This is a genomic window from Micromonospora endolithica, from assembly GCF_003626595.1.
Taxonomy (GTDB): domain Bacteria; phylum Actinomycetota; class Actinomycetes; order Mycobacteriales; family Micromonosporaceae; genus Micromonospora; species Micromonospora endolithica.
Window position 1 is genome coordinate 24,567 of the sequence record NZ_RBAK01000010.1, and the last position, 17,375, is coordinate 41,941.

A 17,375-nucleotide genomic window follows, 5' to 3' on the forward strand; every position below is an offset into this window, starting at 1 on the left:
ACCCGAGGTGTCGGTGCGGGGCCCTAGCATGGGCGCGTGCCGACGACATTCGCCTCCGGGCCGGTCCGGGTCCGGGTCCCCGCCACCAGCGCCAACCTGGGCCCGGGGTTCGACGCGCTCGGGCTCGCCCTGATGCTGCACGACGACGTCGTGGCCGAGGTGCGGCCGGCCGGTGTCACGGTGGCGGTGACCGGCGAGGGCGCCGGGGAGCTGCCGGACGACGACCGGCACCTGGTGGTGAGCGCGATGCGGGCGGCGTTCGACGCGCTCGGCGGCCAGCCGCCGGGGTTGGCGGTGGAGTGCGTCAACCGCATCCCGCAGGCGCGCGGGCTGGGCTCGTCGTCCGCCGCGATCGTCGCCGGTGTGCTGCTCGCCCGCGCGTTGGTGGTGGACGGTGAGCGGCGGCTCGACGGCGAGGCGGTGCTGCGGCTCGCCGCCGGGATCGAGGGCCATCCGGACAACGTGGCGCCGTGCCTGCTCGGGGGCTTCACCGTGGCGTGGACCGAACCGGCGGGCGCGCGGGCCGTATCGTTGCCGGTGGCCGACGGCATCCGGCCGGTGGTCTTCGTGCCCGCCGAGCGGGGCCTGACCGCAGCCGCGCGGGCGGCGCTGCCGGCGACCGTGCCGCACGGTGACGCCGCGTCGAACGCCGGGCGGGCCGCGCTGCTCGTGCACGCGTTGACCGCCGAGCCGGCTCTGCTGCTGCCCGCGACGGTGGACCGGCTGCACCAGGCCTACCGGGCCGACGGCATGCCGGCGACATCCGCGCTGGTCAGCGATTTGCGTGAGGCCGGTGTGGCGGCCGTGGTCAGTGGGGCCGGTCCGACGGTGCTGGCGTTGACCGAGCCGCCGGAGGATTTCCACCCGGGAACAGGTTGGCGGGTCCTCCGGTTGGGTACAGACGTGCACGGCGCCCGGGTTGGTCGGGGTAGACTGGGACACGCGGAGCGGGACCCTGTTGCCGCAGGTCGGAAGAGTTGATTACGCTCTAGACTTAGCACAGCCGCGAAGCATGCGATCTCCCTGCGGGTCGGCGCACCCCCGAAGCTCTCGGCGGTAGCCCGTCACCCCTGCCTAGGCCCACGCCGCACCGCAGTCTTCACAGGTCGCCGCAGACGGCGAGATCCGTCCACCGACGTTGGTGGGTCGGAAAACCGACCGGCTGCTGTGTCACAGACTCCCGCGACGCGTCCATGCGAGGCGGGTGCACCGAGGCCGCCCGGCCACCTTGTTCGTCGATCCCGGGCAGTCCCGGCCTATCGAGGGAAGGAATCCATTGAGCGACACCACCGACGTGACGTCGGATGTTTCCAACGTCGCTGGCGATGCCACCACTGCCGCCCCTGCCCGTCGTCGGCGCAGCGGCACCGGTCTGTCGGCGATGCTGCTGCCGGAGCTGCAGAGCCTGGCCGCGTCGCTCGGCATCTCGGGTACGGCTCGCATGCGTAAGGGCGAGTTGATCAGCGCGATCTCCGAGCGGCAGGGCGGCGGTGCCGCCGCCGGGACCCCTCGACCGCGGGCCGAGGTAGCGGCCGCGGCCGCGCCCGCCCGGGACGAGGTCCGCGAGACCGTCGAGCGACCGGAGGCCGAACGCCGTACGGCGGAGCAGCCACCGGCCGAGCCGGCCGGCGGCGAGTCCGGTGGTCGTACCCGCACCCGGCGTGGCCGGGCTGCCACGGCCGAGACCCGGGGTGGCGAGGCGGGTGCCGCCGAGCCGCGTGCCGCCGAGCCGCGCACCGAAGAGCCGCGTACCGACGAGGCCGAGGTCGGCGACCGGGCCGGCGAGGGTCGTGGCGGTCGGGAGCGTGCCGAGCGGGGTGACCGCAACGAGCGTGCCGACCGGGGTGACCGGGCCGAGCGCGGCGATCGCACCGAACGCGGCGAGCGGACCGACCGGGCCGAGCGGACCGACCGGGCCGACCGGGCCGAGCGCGGCGAGCGGAATGACCGGGGTGACCGGGCCGAGCGCGGCGACCGTAACGACCGGGGCGACCGGGCCGAGCGCGGTGACCGTAACGAGCGCGCCGAGCGCAACGACCGGGGTGACCGCAACGACCGCGGTGACCGGGCCGAGCGCAACGACCGGGGTGACCGCAACGACCGCGGTGACCGGGGCGACCGCAACGACCGGGGTGACCGCAACGACCGGGGTCAGCGCGCCGAGCGGGACAACCGGGACCGGGACAACGACGGTGACGACGACGAGAACGGCGGCCGGCGGGGCCGGCGCAGCCGGTTCCGGGACCGTCGGCGCGGCCGCAACGACCGGGTCGACGGCGGTGACTCCGGTGGGCGTGAGCCCCAGGTCGCCGACGACGACGTGCTCGTTCCGGTGGCCGGCATCATCGACGTGCTGGACAACTACGCCTTCGTCCGGACCACCGGCTACCTGGCCGGCCCGAACGACGTGTACGTGTCGATGTCGCAGATCAAGAAGTACGGCCTGCGCCGTGGTGACGCGATCACCGGTGCGGTCCGCGCGGCGCGCGACGGTGAGCAGCGGCGGGACAAGTACAACCCGCTGGTCCGGCTGGACACGATCAACGGCATGGAGCCGGAGGAGGCCCGGCGCCGCCCCGAGTTCTACAAGTTGACGCCGCTCTACCCGCAGGAGCGGCTGCGGCTGGAGACCGAGCCGCACATCCTCACCACCCGGGTCATCGACCTGGTCATGCCGATCGGCAAGGGGCAGCGGGCGCTGATCGTGTCCCCGCCCAAGGCCGGCAAGACCATGGTGCTCCAGGCGATCGCCAACGCGATCACCCGGAACAACCCGGAGTGCCACCTGATGGTGGTGCTGGTGGACGAGCGTCCGGAAGAGGTCACCGACATGCAGCGGTCGGTGAAGGGCGAGGTCATCGCGGCCACGTTCGACCGGCCGCCGCAGGACCACACCACGGTCGCCGAACTGGCGATCGAGCGGGCCAAGCGCCTGGTCGAGCTGGGCCACGACGTGGTCGTGCTGCTCGACTCGGTGACCCGGCTCGGTCGGTCGTACAACCTGGCGGCGCCGGCCAGCGGCCGGATCATGTCCGGTGGTATCGACTCGACCGCGCTCTACCCGCCGAAGCGGTTCCTGGGTGCGGCGCGCAACATCGAGAACGGCGGCTCGCTGACCATCCTCGCCACCGCGCTGGTGGAGACCGGGTCCATGGCGGACACGGTCATCTTCGAGGAGTTCAAGGGCACCGGTAACGCGGAGCTGAAGTTGGACCGGAAGATCGCCGACAAGCGGACCTTCCCGGCCATCGACATCAACCCGTCCGGTACGCGCAAGGAGGAGGTCCTGCTCGCGCCCGAGGAGCTGGCCATCATCCACAAGCTGCGCAAGGTCCTGCACTCGCTGGACTCCCAGGCCGCCCTGGACCTGCTGCTCGACCGGCTCAAGCAGTCCCGCACCAACATCGAGTTCCTGATGCAGATCGCCAAGTCGACGCCGGGGGAGTGACCTCCCCGGTCGGAGACCGCACGAAGGGCACGGCCCCCGTCAACGGGGCCGTGCCCTTCGTGCGTGCCGGGGCGGGAGAAACTCCATCGTCCGCGTCGTGACGGAATGTCACCTCCGCGACGCCGGGGAGCCGATGGAGTTTTCTTTCAGTTCAGGCATCGGGTCTTGAAACTTCTGTTCACCCTCGGGTTGACTGTCGTCCATGCGTACCCGCAGACGATCAACCCGACTCGCTGGCGTGCTGCTGCTGACGCCGCTGCTCGCGGCGACGAGCGTCATGGCTCCGACAGCTTCGACGGCCGGCGCGGCGGCACCCCCGGCACCCGCCCCGCCGGCCGGCACCGCCGCCGAGGACGTGCCCCGCGCCTCCTCGTACGCCAGCGGTTCGGTCACCCTGGCGGCGGATCCGGCCGCGAGCGTCGCGACCACGGCGACCCCGGCGGGCGTCGAACCGGCCGGTGGTCTGGAGACCACGAAGACCACCCGCCCGGTCGCGCCGGGGCTCGACCTCACCTCCTTCGACCGGTACGACGCCGCCGGTTGGCTGCGGGCGGACGCCCTCACCGCTGACCTGCGCGGCGGCATCACCGTGGACTACGTCAACTCGGGCGCGGTCAGCCGGGCCGCACCGCTGCGTGGCGCGGTGGACGCCGCACGGGCCGTCGCCGCCGTCAACGGCGACTTCTTCGACATCAACAACTCCGGCGCCGCCCAGGGCGTCGGCATCCGCGACGGGGAACTCGTCCAGTCCGCGGTCGACGGGCACCGCAACGCGGCGGCCATCACCGGCGACGGGCTGGGCCGGGTCGTCGAGGTGAACTTCGACGGCACCGCCGCCCTGCCCGCCGGGCCGGTGCCGCTGACCCAGTTCAACAACATGGTCCAGGCCAACGGCGTCGGCGTGTTCACGTCGCTCTGGGGCACGTACACCCGGGAGCGCGCGGTCGCCGGCGCCGGCCGCGTCACCGAGGTCACCGTGGTCGGCGGTCGCGTGGCCGGGGTGGCCACCGGCGCCGGCAGCGGGCCGATCCCGGCCGGCACCACCGTCCTGCTCGGCCGCGACGCCGGCGCGGACGCCCTCGCCGGCCTGCGCACCGGCGACCCGGTCGACGTCACGTACCGCCCGAAGCCCGCCGACGGCGGTACCGTGCGCGCCGCGGTCGGCGGCGGCAACGTGCTGGTCCGCGACGGGGCGGTGCAGAGCATCGCCGACACCTCCCTGGCCCCGCGCACCGCGGTCGGCTTCTCCGCCGACGGCCGACGCATGATCATGCTCACGGTGGACGGGCGGCAGCTCGACAGCCGGGGCGTCACCCAGACCGAGATGGGCCGGATGATGGCCGAACTCGGCGCCCACCACGCGCTGAACCTCGACGGCGGCGGATCGTCCACGCTGCTCGCCCGCGAGCCGGGCGCGGCGGCGGTGCAGGTGGAGAACAGCCCGTCCGACGGCACCGAGCGGGCGGTGCCCAACGGCCTCGCCCTGTACGCCCCGAAGGGCAGCGGCCGGCTCACCGGCTACTGGCTGGAGACGGCCAGCGACCCCACCACCGCGCCGGGCGTCTCTCCGGTGCGCGGTGGCCGCCCCGACCGGGTGTTTCCCGGGCTGACCCGTCGGCTCACCGCGGCCGGCCACGACGAGACGTACGGCCCGGCGGCCGGCGCGCCGACGTGGCGGGCCACCCCGGCGGTGCGCGGCCTGGTGTCCCGCTCCGGCGTCTTCCGGGCCGGGCTGCCCGGCGGCACCACCGTCACCGCTTCGCGAGGCTCCGCGCGGGGCGCCATCGACCTCACCGTGCTCGGCCCGCTGGCCCGCCTCGACTCCACGGTGGACCGGGTCGGGCTTTCCGCCGCCGACGGGACCGGTCTGTTCGGTGTGGTCGGCTACGACGCCGAGGGCAACACCGCGCCGATCGAGCCGGCCGACCTGAGGCTGGACTACGACCGGGACCTGCTCCGGATCACCCCCACCGAGGACGGCAACCTGTCCGTCACCGCCCTGCGGGACAACGGGTCCACGCTCGTCACCGTCCACGTCGGAGCCCACCGCACGGTCGTACCGGTGACCGTCGGGCTGACCGACGTGCCGGTGGCCGGCTTCGACGACGCCGCCTCTTGGACGTTCAGCCAGGCCCGCGCCGACGGGGCCGTCACGCCGGTGCCGGGCCGCACCGGCACCGGCCTGCGGATGACGTACGACTTCAGCCAGTCGACCGGCACCCGGGCCGCGTACGCGAACCCGCCGGCCTGGATTCCGGTACCCGGTCAGCCGCAGGCCTTCGGGATGTGGATCCACGGCAACGGCACCGGGGAGTGGCCGAGCCTGCACCTGCACGACGCCCAGGACACCCAGCACGTGCTGCGCGGCCCGCTGGTCGACTGGACCGGCTGGCGGTACGTCGAGTTCACCGTCCCGTCCGGCGTGCAGTACCCGGTGCGGGTCCGCCGGTTCTACGTCGCCGAGACCCGTGCCGACGCGCAGTACCGCAGCGAGGTGGTCATCGACGACCTGGTGGCCAAGGTGCCGCCCACGGTCGACGTGCCGGCCGAGGTGCCGCGTACCGACCGGGTGGTGCTGCGCGACGGCACCGTGGACGGCGCGCCGTGGCGGTTCGCGGTGCTGTCCGACGCGCAGTTCGTCGCCGCCGACCCGGACAGCGACCTGGTCGCCCAGGCCCGCCGTACGCTGCGCGAGGTCCGGGCCGCGAAGCCGGACTTCCTGGTGATCGGCGGCGACCTGGTGGACACCGCCTACCCGGCGGACTTCGCGCTGGCCAAGCGGATCCTGGACGAGGAGCTGGGCGGGGAGATCCCGTACCACTACGTCCCCGGCAACCACGAGATCATGGGCGCCCCGATCGACAACTTCCGGGCCGTCTTCGGCGCCACCCGGCGGGTCTTCGACCACCGGGGCACCCGCTTCGTCACCCTCGACTCATCCACCGGGACGCTGCGCGGCGGCGGCTTCGACCAGGTCCGGATGCTGCGGGAGGCGCTCGACTCCGCCGCCGGGGACGACCGGGTCGGTTCCGTGGTCGTGGTGCACCACCACCCGCCGCGCGACCCGGGGGCGGCCAAGGCCAGCCAGCTCGGCGACCGGAAGGAGGCGGCGCTGCTGGAGCAGTGGCTGGCCGACTTCCAGCACCGCACCGGCAAGGGGGCGATGTTCGTCGGCGGGCACGTCGGCACGTTCCACGCCGACCGGATCGACGGTGTCCCGTACGTCGTCAACGGCAACTCCGGCAAGGGCCCGTCCAGCCCCGCCGACCAGGGCGGCTTCACCGGCTGGACCGAGTTCGGGGTGGACCCGGTCACCCCGGCCGAGGCCGACCGGGCCCGGCGGAACCCGCTGACCGAGGGCCCACGGTGGGTGACCGCCGAGTTCCACCCGCACGTCGACGCCCTGACGCTGGACGTGCCGGCCACCGTCGCGGTCGGCGCGCCGGTGCCGGTCACCGCGACGGTGACCCAGCCGGGCGGGCGTACGGTGCCGGTGGCCGCCCCGGTGAGCGCGGACTGGTCCGCCTCGTCGAACCTGCACGTCGGCTCGGTCCTCGGGCTGCGACCGTGGCACGTGGCCCGCTTCGACCCGGCCACCGGCCGGCTCACCGCCCTGCGCCCCGGCGCCACGGTGCGGCTCGCGGTCGACGTCAACGGCGTACGCGCCGAGGCGGTCCGCACCCTCACCCGCTGAGGGGTAAGGAAGGGCCCCTTGTTAACGCCTGGTGCGGGTAAAGGGGCCCTTCCTAACGGGCGGGCGACGGGCGCGGCGGCGGGCGGACGAATGCTCGGCCTCCCGGCGGGAATGCGGACGCAGGGGCGTACGTTGTCGATGCCGGACCCGCTGTGCGGCCCGACTGCCGGGCCGGCGTACGCCCATGGCACACTGGTCAATCGGCCACCGGTTCCGGTTCACGCCCGACAACCGTCGCGCACCAGGCGACGGGGGCGACCCGGCGACCACCCACGAAAGGACCGAGGCGACATGAAGCCCAACATCCACCCGGAGTACGTGACCACCGACGTCACCTGCTCCTGCGGCAACACCTTCACGACCCGCAGCACCGCCAAGGGCGGCTCGATCCACGTCGAGACCTGCAGCGCCTGCCACCCCTTCTACACCGGCAAGCAGCGCGTCCTGGACACCGCCGGCCGGGTCGCCAAGTTCCAGCAGAAGTACGCCAAGGTTCAGGCCAAGAAGGCCAAGTAACTCCTCGTTCGGCGCCCGCGTCCGGTTTCGCACCGGACGCGGGCGCCGTCCGCGTTCTGCCCCCGGCCGGCCCGGTGCCCGCCGGGCCGCGGCCCGTCCGCCCGTCCCGCGCCGTCGAAGGAGCCCCGCAGCATGAGCAGCGAGCGTCTGTCCGCCCTCCTCGACGAGTACGCCGAGTTGGAGAAGCGGCTGGCGGACCCGGCGATCCACGCCGACCAGAACACCGCCCGCCGGGTCGGTCGGCGGTACGCCGAACTGGTGCCCCTGTTCAAGGCGGCCGGCGAGCTGGAACAGGCCCGCGCCGACCTGGCCGCGGCCCGGGAACTGGTGGCCGAGGACCCGTCGTTCGCCGCCGAGGCGGAGTCGATCGCGGTGTCCCTGCCGGCGCTGGAGGAGCGGCTGGCCGAGCTGCTCATCCCGCGGGACCCGCACGACGCCAAGGACGTCATCGTCGAGATCAAGGCCGGTGAGGGCGGCGAGGAGTCCGCCCTGTTCGCCGGCGACCTGCTGCGCATGTACACCCGGTACGCGGAACGCCGCGGCTGGCTCACCGAGGTGATCGACGCGCAGGACTCCGACCTCGGCGGGGTCAAGGACGTCTCCCTGGCGATCAAGACCAAGGGCGTGCCGGAGGGCGGCAACGGGGTGTGGTCCCGGCTCAAGTGGGAGGGCGGCGTGCACCGGGTGCAGCGCGTCCCGGTCACCGAGTCGCAGGGACGCATCCACACCAGTGCCGCCGGCGTGCTGGTGCTGCCCGAGGCGGAGGACGTCGACGTCACCATCGACCCGAACGAGCTGCGGATCGACGTGTTCCGCTCGTCCGGGCCGGGTGGGCAGTCGGTGAACACCACCGACTCGGCGGTGCGGATCACCCATGTGCCGACCGGCATCGTGGTGTCCTGCCAGAACGAGAAGTCCCAGCTCCAGAACCGGGAGCAGGCGATGCGGATCCTGCGGGCCCGGCTGCTGGCGGCGGCGCAGGAGGAGGCCGACGCGGCCGCCTCGGACGCCCGCAAGGCACAGGTGCGTACGGTGGACCGTTCGGAGCGGATCCGCACCTACAACTTCCCGCAGAACCGGATCACCGACCACCGGATCGGCTACACCGCGTACAACCTCGATCTTGCCCTGGGCGGTGACCTGGACGGCGTGCTGGACGCCCTCGCCGAGGCCGACCGCGCGGCCCGGCTGAGCGGCGCCCCCGACCTGACCCGCCGCTGACGGCTGCCCGTCAGGAGGCGCGGGGGCGGGTCTTGGCGCGGAGCATCTCCCGGTCGGCCGCCTCGAAGGCGATGCCGAGCGCGTCACGCAGGTCCGGACCGCCGCCGCCGACCTCGGCGAAGCCGATGCTCACCCCGACCGGGGTGCCGGGGACCAGCGACTCCCAGTCCTCGGTGCGGATCGCCGCGTCGATCCGGCGGGCCACCTCGCCCGCCTCGATCATGCCGGCGTCGGAGAGGACCACCACGAACTCGTCCCCGCCGTAGCGGGCGACGAAGTCGCCGCGCCGCATCACCCGGTTGATCACTCCGGCCACGCGTTGCAGGACCAGGTCGCCGGAGTGGTGCCCGTGCCGGGTGTTCACCGCCTTGAAGCCGTCCAGGTCGCAGACGCCGATCACCACCCGCTCGCCCCGGGCCACCACGGCGGCGATGTAGCGCTCCAGCCGGCGCCGGTTGGGCAGGCCGGTGAGGGGGTCGGTCAGCGCCTCGCCCTCGAACCGGACCGCCTCGCGGCGCATCTCCTCGTGGTCGATCCGGGCCGCGATGCCGTCGATGTAGACGTCCCGGAGCCGGTCGTTGCGCTGCGCCGCCAGCCGGAACGCCAGCCGGTCGACGCGGTGGGCCGCCGCGTGGTCGCCGGCCCGGGCGAGGGCGACGCTGCGCAGCCGGGCCGGCTCGGCCGCGCCGAGCGTCTCCTGGGACACCTGCACGGTGTCCAGCCGGGTGACCGCCTCGATCGGCCGTCCCTCGGCGATGGCCAGGCACACCTGACCGAGCTGGCGCATGTCCCGGGCGCGGACGCTGTCGCCGCCGTGCGAGAGCAGCCGGGCCGGTGCGGCGTCCGTGCCGACCTCCAGGCGGTCGCCGAGGGCGACCCGGCGGGCGGCGGCGTAGCCGTACGCGGCGAGGCTGCTCGGTCGCATCCGGGCGGTGCGTCCGGTGGTCAGGAACCGGTCGAGGTCGGAGGCGACGTCGCGCAGCACCCGCAGGCAGCCATCGGTGTCGCCGGCGTGGTCCAGCGCGACGGCGTTGCGCAGCCGGATGCCGGGCGCGGCGAAGGTCTCCTCCGGGATGTCGGCGGCCAGGCCCAGCTGCCGGGCGCGTTCGATGGCGCCGAGGGCATAGCCGTGGAAGCCCAGGTAGGAGTAGGCCATCGCCAGGTCGTGCCAGCCCCACGCGGTGTCCCGGTCCGGGTCCTCCACGGCGCCGAGCGCGCGGGCGGCCCGCACCAGGTGGGTGACGCACCGGTCCAGGGCGCCCTGGTGGTGCGCGGCGAGCGCGGCGAGCGCGTTGAGGTGGCCGTGCAGGTAGGGCTCGGCGAGGTCACGGACCGCCGCCGACGCGTCCTCGATGGCCCGGGTGTACTCCGCCGTGCGGCCCAGGTTGAGCAGGGCGCACAGGCGCTGCACCAGCGCGTCGGCCCGGGCGTACGGGTCGGTGGTGGTGCGCAGGACGGTGTCCAGGATCGCGGACGCCTCGGCGGAGCGGCTGGACTCCTGGAGGTCCCGCGCCCGGATGAGGGCGTCAACCTGGTCGGTGACCCGGTCGAGCCAGCCCACCCGTTACCTCCTGTCGGTGTGCGCCCGACCGCATCCACTCGTGCTGTGCGTGGCGACGCTTGCATGATTATGGCGTGACCACCGTGCCGCAACACCCGTCCGAAGGGACGAGACGCGAAAAAGCCTCCATGTCGGTGACCCGGGCGGCCCGGGTGCTCGCCGCCGCCGGAGTCGAGGCGGCCCGGGTCGAGGCGGAGTTGCTGGCCGCGTACGTGCTGGGGGTGTCCCGGGGGCGGCTGGCCCTGGCCGACGGCCTCACCGACGGGCAGCGCGAACGGTTCGACGCGCTCGTCGCGCGCCGGGCGGGACGCGAGCCGTTGCAGCACCTCACCGGCAGTGCCGGGTTCCGGCACCTGGACCTGGCGGTCGGGCCGGGCGTCTTCGTCCCGCGACCGGAGACCGAACTGCTCGTCGGCTGGGGGATCACCCGGGCGGCCGGGACGGCGGAGCCGCTGGTGGTCGACCTGTGCAGCGGTTCCGGGGCGATCGCCCTGGCGGTGGCGCAGGAGGTGCCGGACGCCCGGGTGGTCGCGGTGGAGCGGTCGCCGGCCGCGCTGCGGTGGCTGCGGCGCAACGCGGCGGCCCGGGCGGCGGCGGGGGACCGACCGATCGAGGTGGTGGCGGCGGACGCCACCGCGCCGGACCTGCTCGCCGACCTGGCCGGTCGGGTCGACGTGCTGCTGTGCAACCCGCCGTACGTGCCGGACGCCGTGGCCGTACCCCCGGAGGTGGCCGGTCACGACCCGGCCGACGCGGTCTTCGGCGGCGCGGACGGCCTGGCGGTGATCCGGCCGGTGCTCGCGCGGGCGGCGGAGCTGCTGCGCCCCGGCGGAGCGCTGGGCGTCGAGCACGACGACACGCACGGCGCGGCGGTGCCCGCGCTGCTCGCGGCCGACGGCCGGTACGTCGAGGTCACCGCCCATCCGGACCTGGCCGGGCGGCCCCGGTTCGCCACCGCGTGCCGCCGCGACGACGGCCGGCACGCCATGGACGGCGCGGCGTGGCAGACTGGCTCCTCGTGATGCTCTACGACTGTCGGTCGCCGGCCGACCGGGACCGCGGCATCGCCGCGGCCATCGAGGCGGTCCGCAACGGCGAGCTGGTGGTCCTGCCGACGGACACGGTCTACGGAATCGGCGCGGACGCGTTCACGCCCTACGCGGTCAAGGCGCTGCTCGACGCCAAGGGGGGCCGGGCGGCCCCGCCGCCGGTGCTGATCGGTTCCCGGCACACGCTCGACGGCCTGGTGTTCACTCTGCCCCGGTCGGCGCGGGACCTGGTCGAGGCGTTCTGGCCGGGCGCGCTGACCATCATCGTCGAGCACTCGCCCAGCCTGCGCTGGGACCTGGGGGACACCAACGGCACGGTGGCGGTACGCATGCCGCTGCACCCGGTGGCGCTGGAGGTGCTGCGGGAGACCGGGCCGATGGCGGTCGCCTCGGCCAACAAGGTCGGTCAGGCGGCGGCGGTCACCGCCGAGGAGGCCCGCGACCAGTTGGCCTACTCGGTGCGGGCGTACCTGGAGGCCGGCCCGGCCGCCGATCCGGTGCCGAGCACGATCGTGGACCTGACCGGCGAGGTGCCGCAGTTGCTGCGGCCCGGCGCGATCCCGATCGAGAAGCTGCGTGACGTGGTGCCGGACATCGTCGACGCCAGGGCGGCCTGAGTGCCTCCGTTCACGGTCCTGCACGTGTGCATGGGCAACATCTGCCGGTCCCCGATGGCCGAGCGGTTGCTCGCCCTGGCCGTGCGGGAGCGGCTGGCCCGGCGGGACGCCGACCCGGACCGCGTCGACGAGCTGGTGCACAGCCACAGCGCCGGCACCGGCGGGTGGCACGCCGGTGAGGAGATGAACCCGCCGGCCGCCCGCCAGGTCACCACCCGGGGCGGCAGCGTGGCCGGCTTCGCCGCCCGCAAGCTCCGCTCGGACCACATCGACGCCGCCGACCTGGTGCTCACCGCGACCGCCGACCAGCAGGAGTACGTGGTGGCGCTGCGCCCGGACGCGGCGTCGCGCACCTTCGTGCTGGGGGAGTTCGGCCGGCTGCTGGGCGCCGTCGACGCGGCCGGCCTGCCACCGGCCGCGGCCACTCCGGAGGCGGTGTACGCCCGGGGAGTCGCCCTGGTGGAGGCGGCACACGCGGCCCGGCCGGGCACGTCGCCGCTGCCGACCGACGACCTGGACGACCCGTGGGGACGGGGCGACCAGTGCTTCAGCCGGGTGGCCGACGAGATCGAGGAGACCGTCCACCCGCTGGCGACCGCGCTGCTCCCGTAATCTGCCCGGTTCACCCCGTAGGTGCGAGTTTCCTGCGGGTTTGGGGGAAAGTCGCGGCAAAGGATGGCCTTCGGGCCATTCTGAACGGGTCCTGAAGGCTCCTGCGGGGAGATCTGATGACCCGGGCACTCGAGAAACTCATGACCGTGCTGATCGCCGGCGTACTCGCCGGTCTGGTGCTCGCGGCGGCGGCCCTCCCGGCCGCGCTGGTGTTCGGGATCGGGTTCTCGACGTTCGCCGCGCCCTACGCCGAACTGCCGAACTCGCTGCGTACGCCGCCGACGGCCCAGCGGTCCAACCTGTACGCCAACGACGGCACCACCCTGATCACCTCCTTCTACCAGGAGGACCGGGTGGACGTCGGCCTGGCCGAGGTGACGCCGGTGATGCAGCAGGCGATCATCGCCGCCGAGGACGCCCGGTTCCGCGAGCACAGCGGGGTGGACGTGCGCGGCGTCATCCGCGCCTTCACCGTCAACCAGCGCGACGGCGCGACCCGACAGGGTGCCTCCACGCTGACCATGCAGTACGTACGCAACGTGCTCAGCAGCGATCCCCGGCTCACCGAGCGGCAGCGGCGCGCGGCCACCGAGATCTCCAAGGCGCGCAAGCTCCAGGAGATGCGGTACGCCCTGGCCGTGGAGCGGGAGCTGAGCAAGGACGAGATCCTGACCCGTTACCTCAACATCGCCTACTTCGGCGCCGGGGCGTACGGGGTGGCGGCGGCGAGCAAGCGGTACTTCTCCAAGGCCCCGGCGGACCTCACGCTGGCCGAGGCGACGCTGCTGGCCGGGCTGGTGCGCTCACCGGACACCGACGACCCGATCAACGGGGACGCGGACAGTGCCCTGCGCCGCCGTGGGTACGTGCTGGACCGGATGGTCGAGCTGGGGCAGCTCCCGGCCGAGCAGGCCGACCTGGCCCGGGTCGAACCGTTGAACCTGCGCCCCAGCGAGACGCCGAACGACTGCACGGCGGTGCCGGAGGGGCACAACGACTGGGGCTTCTTCTGCGACTGGTTCACCCGCTGGTGGAACACCCAGCCGGCATTCGGCGCGACGGTCGACGAGCGCCAGCTCAGCCTGCGCCGGGGCGGTTACTCGATCGTCTCCTCGCTGGACCCGGCGGTGCAGCGGGCCACCACCGAGCAGGTCCGGCGGGTCTACGGCCCCGACGACCGGTACGCCGCCCCGACCGCGGTCGTCCAGCCGGGCACCGGACGGGTGCTGGCGATGGCGGTGAACCGGAACTACGGCGTGGCGGGGAACCCGGTCGGTCAGAAGAACCACCCGAACACCGTCAACCAGCTGGTCGCCGGGGGCGGCGCGATCACCGGCTACCAGGCCGGTTCGACCTTCAAGCTCTTCACCATGCTGGCCGCGCTGGAGTCGGGGCTGCCGCTGCGGACGGAGTTCGACGCGCCGGACCGGATCCTCACCCGCTACCCGGTCGACGGACCGACGAGTTGCGACGGCTACTGGTGCCCCCGCAACGCCAGCTCGTCGGTCGACGGCCGGCACTCCATGTGGACCGCGTTCGGGTTGTCGGTGAACACCTACTTCGCGTGGCTGACCGAGCGGGTCGGCGCGGACCGGGTGGTGGAGATGGCCGAGCGGCTGGGCATCGTGTTCCGGTCCGACGACGACGCCCGGCTGGCCCGGCACGGCGCCGCCAACTGGGGACCGTTCACCCTCGGGGTCTCGGCCACCACCCCGCTGGACGTGGCCAACGCGTACGCCACCGTCGCGGCGGAGGGCACCTGGTGCGCGCCGCGCCCGGTGATCTCGGTCACCGACGCCGCCGGTCGTCCGGTGGACGCGGCGGCGCCGGACTGCCGTCAGGTGGTCGACCCGGACGTGGCGCGGGCGGCGGCGGACGCGGCGCGCTGCCCGGTCGGCGACCAGTCGATGTACCGGCAGTGTGCCGGGGGCACCGCGACCCGGCTGCACGGCCAGCTCGGCCGGCCGGTGGCCGGCAAGACCGGCAGCTCGGAGCGGTTCGAGACGGAGACCGTGGTCGCCTTCACGCCGCAGTTGGCGGTCGCCACCATGGCCGCCAACCCGGACGACCCACGGGATGCGGTGGGCCGGGCGGCGCAGACCCGGATGGTCACCGCGGTCGGGGAGGTGCTCGGCTTCGCGCTGCGCGACCAGCCGGTCCAGGACTTCGTGCCGCCCAGCGAGGCGACCGCCTTCGGGGTCACCGGAGCCCGCGCCGGCAACTAGAACGGACGGGAGCCGCGAGCCGCGAGCCGCGGCGCTCAGCGGCGGGACGTGACGCCGAGCCGGTCGGTCTGCTCGGCGCCCCGGGCGATGTTGCGGGCCATCCCGCCGAAGACCACCGCGTGGAAGGGTGCCACCGCGCCCCAGTACGCGTGCCCGGCCAGCCCGCGCGGCAGGAACACCGCCCGCTGCTGGTAGCGGCTGCCACCGCCGTCGGTCGGGATCGCGCGCATCTCCAGCCAGGCCCGGCCGGGCAGCCGCATCTCCGCGCGCAGCCGCAGCAGCTCGCCGGGGACGATCTCCTCCACCCGCCAGAAGTCCAGCGCCTCACCGACCTGGAGGTGGTGCGGGTCGCGCCGGCCCCGGCGCAGTCCCACGCCGCCGACCAGCCGGTCCAGCCACCCGCGGATCGACCAGGCGAGCGGGAACGAATACCAGCCGTGCTCCCCGCCGACCCCCTCGATCACCCGCCACAGGGCGTCCGGCGGCGCGGCCACGTCCCGCTCGCGGACGTCGGTGTACGCGGTGCCGCCGGACCACTCCGGGTCGCTGGGCAGCGGCTCGGCCGGTGCGTCCGGCCCGCTCGCGTTCGACCAGCGGGTCTCCACCTCGGCGTCGCGTACCTTCGCCAGGGCCAGGGCGACCGCCTGGTCGAAGCCGGTCAGCCCGCCCGGCGGGTCCGGGACGTACCGGGCGATGTCGTGCTCGTGCGCGATCGCCTCGTGGATCAGGCTCTCCACCAGCGGGCGGGCGATGGCGTTCGGCACCGGGGTGATCAGCCCGACCCAGTGCGAGGAGAGCGACGGGGTCAACGGCCGGACCGGCACGATGATCCGGCGGCGCAGTCCGGCCACCGCCGCGTAGCGCTGCATCATGTCGAGGAAGGTGAGCACGTCCGGGCCGCCGATGTCGAACGCCCGGTTGACCTCGGCCGGCAGGTGCGCGCAGCCGGCCAGGTAGCGCAGCACGTCGCGGACCGCGATCGGCTGGATCCGGTTGCGTACCCAGCGCGGGGTGATCATCGCCGGCAGCCGCTCGGTGAGGTAGCGGAGCATCTCGAACGACGCCGAGCCGGATCCGATGATCACCGCGGCCCGCAGCACCGCCGTGGGCACGTCGCCGGCCAGCAGGATCCGCCCCACCTCGGCCCGGGACCGCAGGTGCGGGGAGGGGACCTCCCCGTCGTCGGTCGGCTCCGGCCCGCCCAGATAGACGATCCGGCGTACGCCGGCGGCCCGCGCCGCGGCCGCGAAGTTGGTGGCGGCCTCGCGGTCGGCGGCCTCGAAGCCCGCCTGCCCGAGCGAGTGCACCAGGTAGTAGGCGACGTCCACGCCCTGGAACGCGGCCGGCAGCGTCTCCGGCCGGCGCAGGTCGCCCTCGACGATCTCGGTCCGTGCCGCCCAGGGCACGTCCCGCAGTCGACCCGCCTTGCGGGCCAGGCAGCGCACCGTGTGGCCCTCGGCCAGCAGGCGGGGCGCGAGCCGGCCGCCGATGTATCCCGTCGCTCCGGTCACCAGGCATCTCACGGTCTCCAGTGTGCGGCCCCCTAGACTCTGGCGCTGTGAACACCGACCAAACGACGGCCGGCGAGGACCGGCGCTGGCGGCTGCGGCACCTGCCGGTGCTGCTCGCGGCCACCGGCGGCCTGGCCGCGGCCGCGGCGCTGGTGGGCGCGCTCGCGCAGGGCGCGGACGCGGCGCTCGGGGCGGCGCTCGGTGTCGGCGTCACCGCGGCCAGCTACACGCTCAGCACGGTGGTGCTGGCCTGGGCCGACGGTGTCAACCCGCAACTGGTGCTCCCGTTCGGCCTGGCCCTGTACGCGGCCAAGTTCACCCTGCTGGGCGTGGTGATGGTCGGGGTGGCGTCGACCGGCTGGGCCGGGCTGATCCCGCTCTGCCTGGGCATCGCCGCCGGGGTGGTGGTCTGGACCGGCGTGCACATCTGGTGGATCACCACGGTGCACGCCCGCCGGTCGCGCTGACCGCCGCCGGCCCCGCCCTGGCCGGCGTTGACCGTCCACGGTGCCGTCCCACAGGTCGGACGGCGCGCAAATGTGTCCGGCACCGGTCATTTTTTTGCTGGCGGAAGGGGAGTAGCGTGCCCACAGACGACGGTGCCCACGAGATGCCCACACAACGACGGTTGTGCGGGGGGTGAGGCACAGCCTCGTCTCCCCGGCTGATATCGTTCGCCCCGTCATGGCTGGTGACCAAACCCCCCGACCCAGCGGCGGCCCGGACGATGTTCCGCCCGGTGCCGGCCAGGGTTGGACCGCGCTCTCCTACCTGATCGCGGGCATGCTCGTCTGGGGTTTCATCGGCTGGCTGGTTGACGGGTGGCTGGACACCGGTGGCGTCGCCACCGGGATCGGCGTCGTGGTCGGCATGGCCGGGGGCATCGTCCTGGTCGTCCGGAAACTCGGCACGCCTACTTAG

Annotated in this window: 13 protein-coding genes; 11 read left to right on the forward strand and 2 right to left on the reverse strand. The window is 74.1% G+C overall.

Going from position 1 to position 17,375, the window contains the following annotated elements:
* Positions 1–36: 36 nt before the first annotated feature.
* From thrB to prfA, 5 genes are all read left to right on the forward strand, one after another.
* Positions 37–981, forward strand: coding sequence for a homoserine kinase (gene thrB, locus D7223_RS22720; RefSeq protein ID WP_120730460.1), 945 nt, complete (start codon positions 37–39; stop codon positions 979–981).
* Between the two features lie 295 nt (positions 982–1,276).
* Positions 1,277–3,448 (forward strand): transcription termination factor Rho, encoded by a 2,172-nt coding sequence (gene rho, locus D7223_RS22725; protein WP_120730461.1) that lies wholly within the window; start codon positions 1,277–1,279, stop codon positions 3,446–3,448.
* A gap of 202 nt (positions 3,449–3,650) precedes the next feature.
* Positions 3,651–7,142, forward strand: coding sequence for a phosphodiester glycosidase family protein (locus D7223_RS22730; protein WP_120730462.1), 3,492 nt, complete (start codon positions 3,651–3,653; stop codon positions 7,140–7,142).
* Between the two features lie 291 nt (positions 7,143–7,433).
* Entirely contained in the window at positions 7,434–7,658 is a 225-nt protein-coding gene (rpmE, locus tag D7223_RS22735; protein ID WP_091103487.1) for a 50S ribosomal protein L31, read from the forward strand.
* A 132-nt stretch (positions 7,659–7,790) separates the two neighbouring features.
* Positions 7,791–8,879, forward strand: a complete 1,089-nt coding sequence (gene prfA, locus D7223_RS22740) for a peptide chain release factor 1 (RefSeq protein ID WP_120730463.1) — start codon at positions 7,791–7,793, stop codon at positions 8,877–8,879.
* A 10-nt stretch (positions 8,880–8,889) separates the two neighbouring features.
* On the opposite strand, the gene D7223_RS22745 is transcribed toward prfA, so the two are convergent.
* A complete protein-coding gene (locus tag D7223_RS22745) occupies positions 8,890–10,440 on the reverse strand; it encodes a GGDEF domain-containing protein (protein WP_120730464.1) in 1,551 nt (516 codons plus the stop codon).
* A 128-nt stretch (positions 10,441–10,568) separates the two neighbouring features.
* Here D7223_RS22745 and prmC point away from each other — a divergent pair, with 128 nt between their 5' ends.
* From prmC to D7223_RS22765, 4 genes are all read left to right on the forward strand, one after another.
* Positions 10,569–11,462 carry a peptide chain release factor N(5)-glutamine methyltransferase gene (gene prmC / locus D7223_RS22750; protein WP_120730465.1) on the forward strand — a complete coding sequence of 298 codons (894 nt, stop codon included), beginning with the start codon at positions 10,569–10,571 and terminating at the stop codon, positions 11,460–11,462.
* On the forward strand, positions 11,462–12,106 hold the full coding sequence (locus D7223_RS22755) for an L-threonylcarbamoyladenylate synthase (protein WP_120730645.1): 645 nt from the start codon (positions 11,462–11,464) through the stop codon (positions 12,104–12,106). Before prmC ends, D7223_RS22755 begins: the two co-directional genes overlap by 1 nt.
* Positions 12,107–12,718: an arsenate reductase/protein-tyrosine-phosphatase family protein gene (locus tag D7223_RS22760; protein ID WP_120730466.1), complete on the forward strand. Its 612-nt coding sequence runs from the start codon at positions 12,107–12,109 to the stop codon at positions 12,716–12,718.
* A 116-nt stretch (positions 12,719–12,834) separates the two neighbouring features.
* Complete coding sequence (locus D7223_RS22765; protein ID WP_120730467.1) at positions 12,835–14,943, forward strand: transglycosylase domain-containing protein; 2,109 nt, start codon at positions 12,835–12,837, stop codon at positions 14,941–14,943.
* Positions 14,944–14,978: 35 nt separating this feature from the next.
* Here D7223_RS22765 and D7223_RS22770 read toward each other — a convergent pair whose 3' ends face one another.
* On the reverse strand, positions 14,979–16,466 hold the full coding sequence (locus D7223_RS22770; protein WP_120730468.1) for an SDR family oxidoreductase: 1,488 nt from the start codon (positions 16,464–16,466) through the stop codon (positions 14,979–14,981).
* A 35-nt stretch (positions 16,467–16,501) separates the two neighbouring features.
* On the opposite strand from D7223_RS22770, the gene D7223_RS22775 reads away from it, so the two are divergent.
* The gene (locus tag D7223_RS22775; protein WP_120730469.1) at positions 16,502–16,921 is read left to right on the forward strand and encodes a hypothetical protein; all 420 of its coding nucleotides are present in this window, start codon (positions 16,502–16,504) and stop codon (positions 16,919–16,921) included.
* A gap of 217 nt (positions 16,922–17,138) precedes the next feature.
* The gene (locus D7223_RS22780) at positions 17,139–17,375 is read left to right on the forward strand and encodes an AtpZ/AtpI family protein (protein WP_120730646.1); all 237 of its coding nucleotides are present in this window, start codon (positions 17,139–17,141) and stop codon (positions 17,373–17,375) included.

What these genes read in the sequence shown, in the direction of transcription:
- D7223_RS22765 (WP_120730467.1), top strand. Translation starts at nt 12,835, where the DNA reads ATGACCCGGGCACTCGAGAAACTCATGACCGTGCTGATCGCCGGCGTA.
- D7223_RS22755 (WP_120730645.1), top strand. Translation starts at nt 11,462, where the DNA reads ATGCTCTACGACTGTCGGTCGCCGGCCGACCGGGACCGCGGCATCGCC.
- prfA (WP_120730463.1), top strand. Translation starts at nt 7,791, where the DNA reads ATGAGCAGCGAGCGTCTGTCCGCCCTCCTCGACGAGTACGCCGAGTTG.
- D7223_RS22780 (WP_120730646.1), top strand. Translation starts at nt 17,139, where the DNA reads ATGGCTGGTGACCAAACCCCCCGACCCAGCGGCGGCCCGGACGATGTT.
- prmC (WP_120730465.1), top strand. Translation starts at nt 10,569, where the DNA reads ATGTCGGTGACCCGGGCGGCCCGGGTGCTCGCCGCCGCCGGAGTCGAG.
- D7223_RS22730 (WP_120730462.1), top strand. Translation starts at nt 3,651, where the DNA reads ATGCGTACCCGCAGACGATCAACCCGACTCGCTGGCGTGCTGCTGCTG.
- rpmE (WP_091103487.1), top strand. Translation starts at nt 7,434, where the DNA reads ATGAAGCCCAACATCCACCCGGAGTACGTGACCACCGACGTCACCTGC.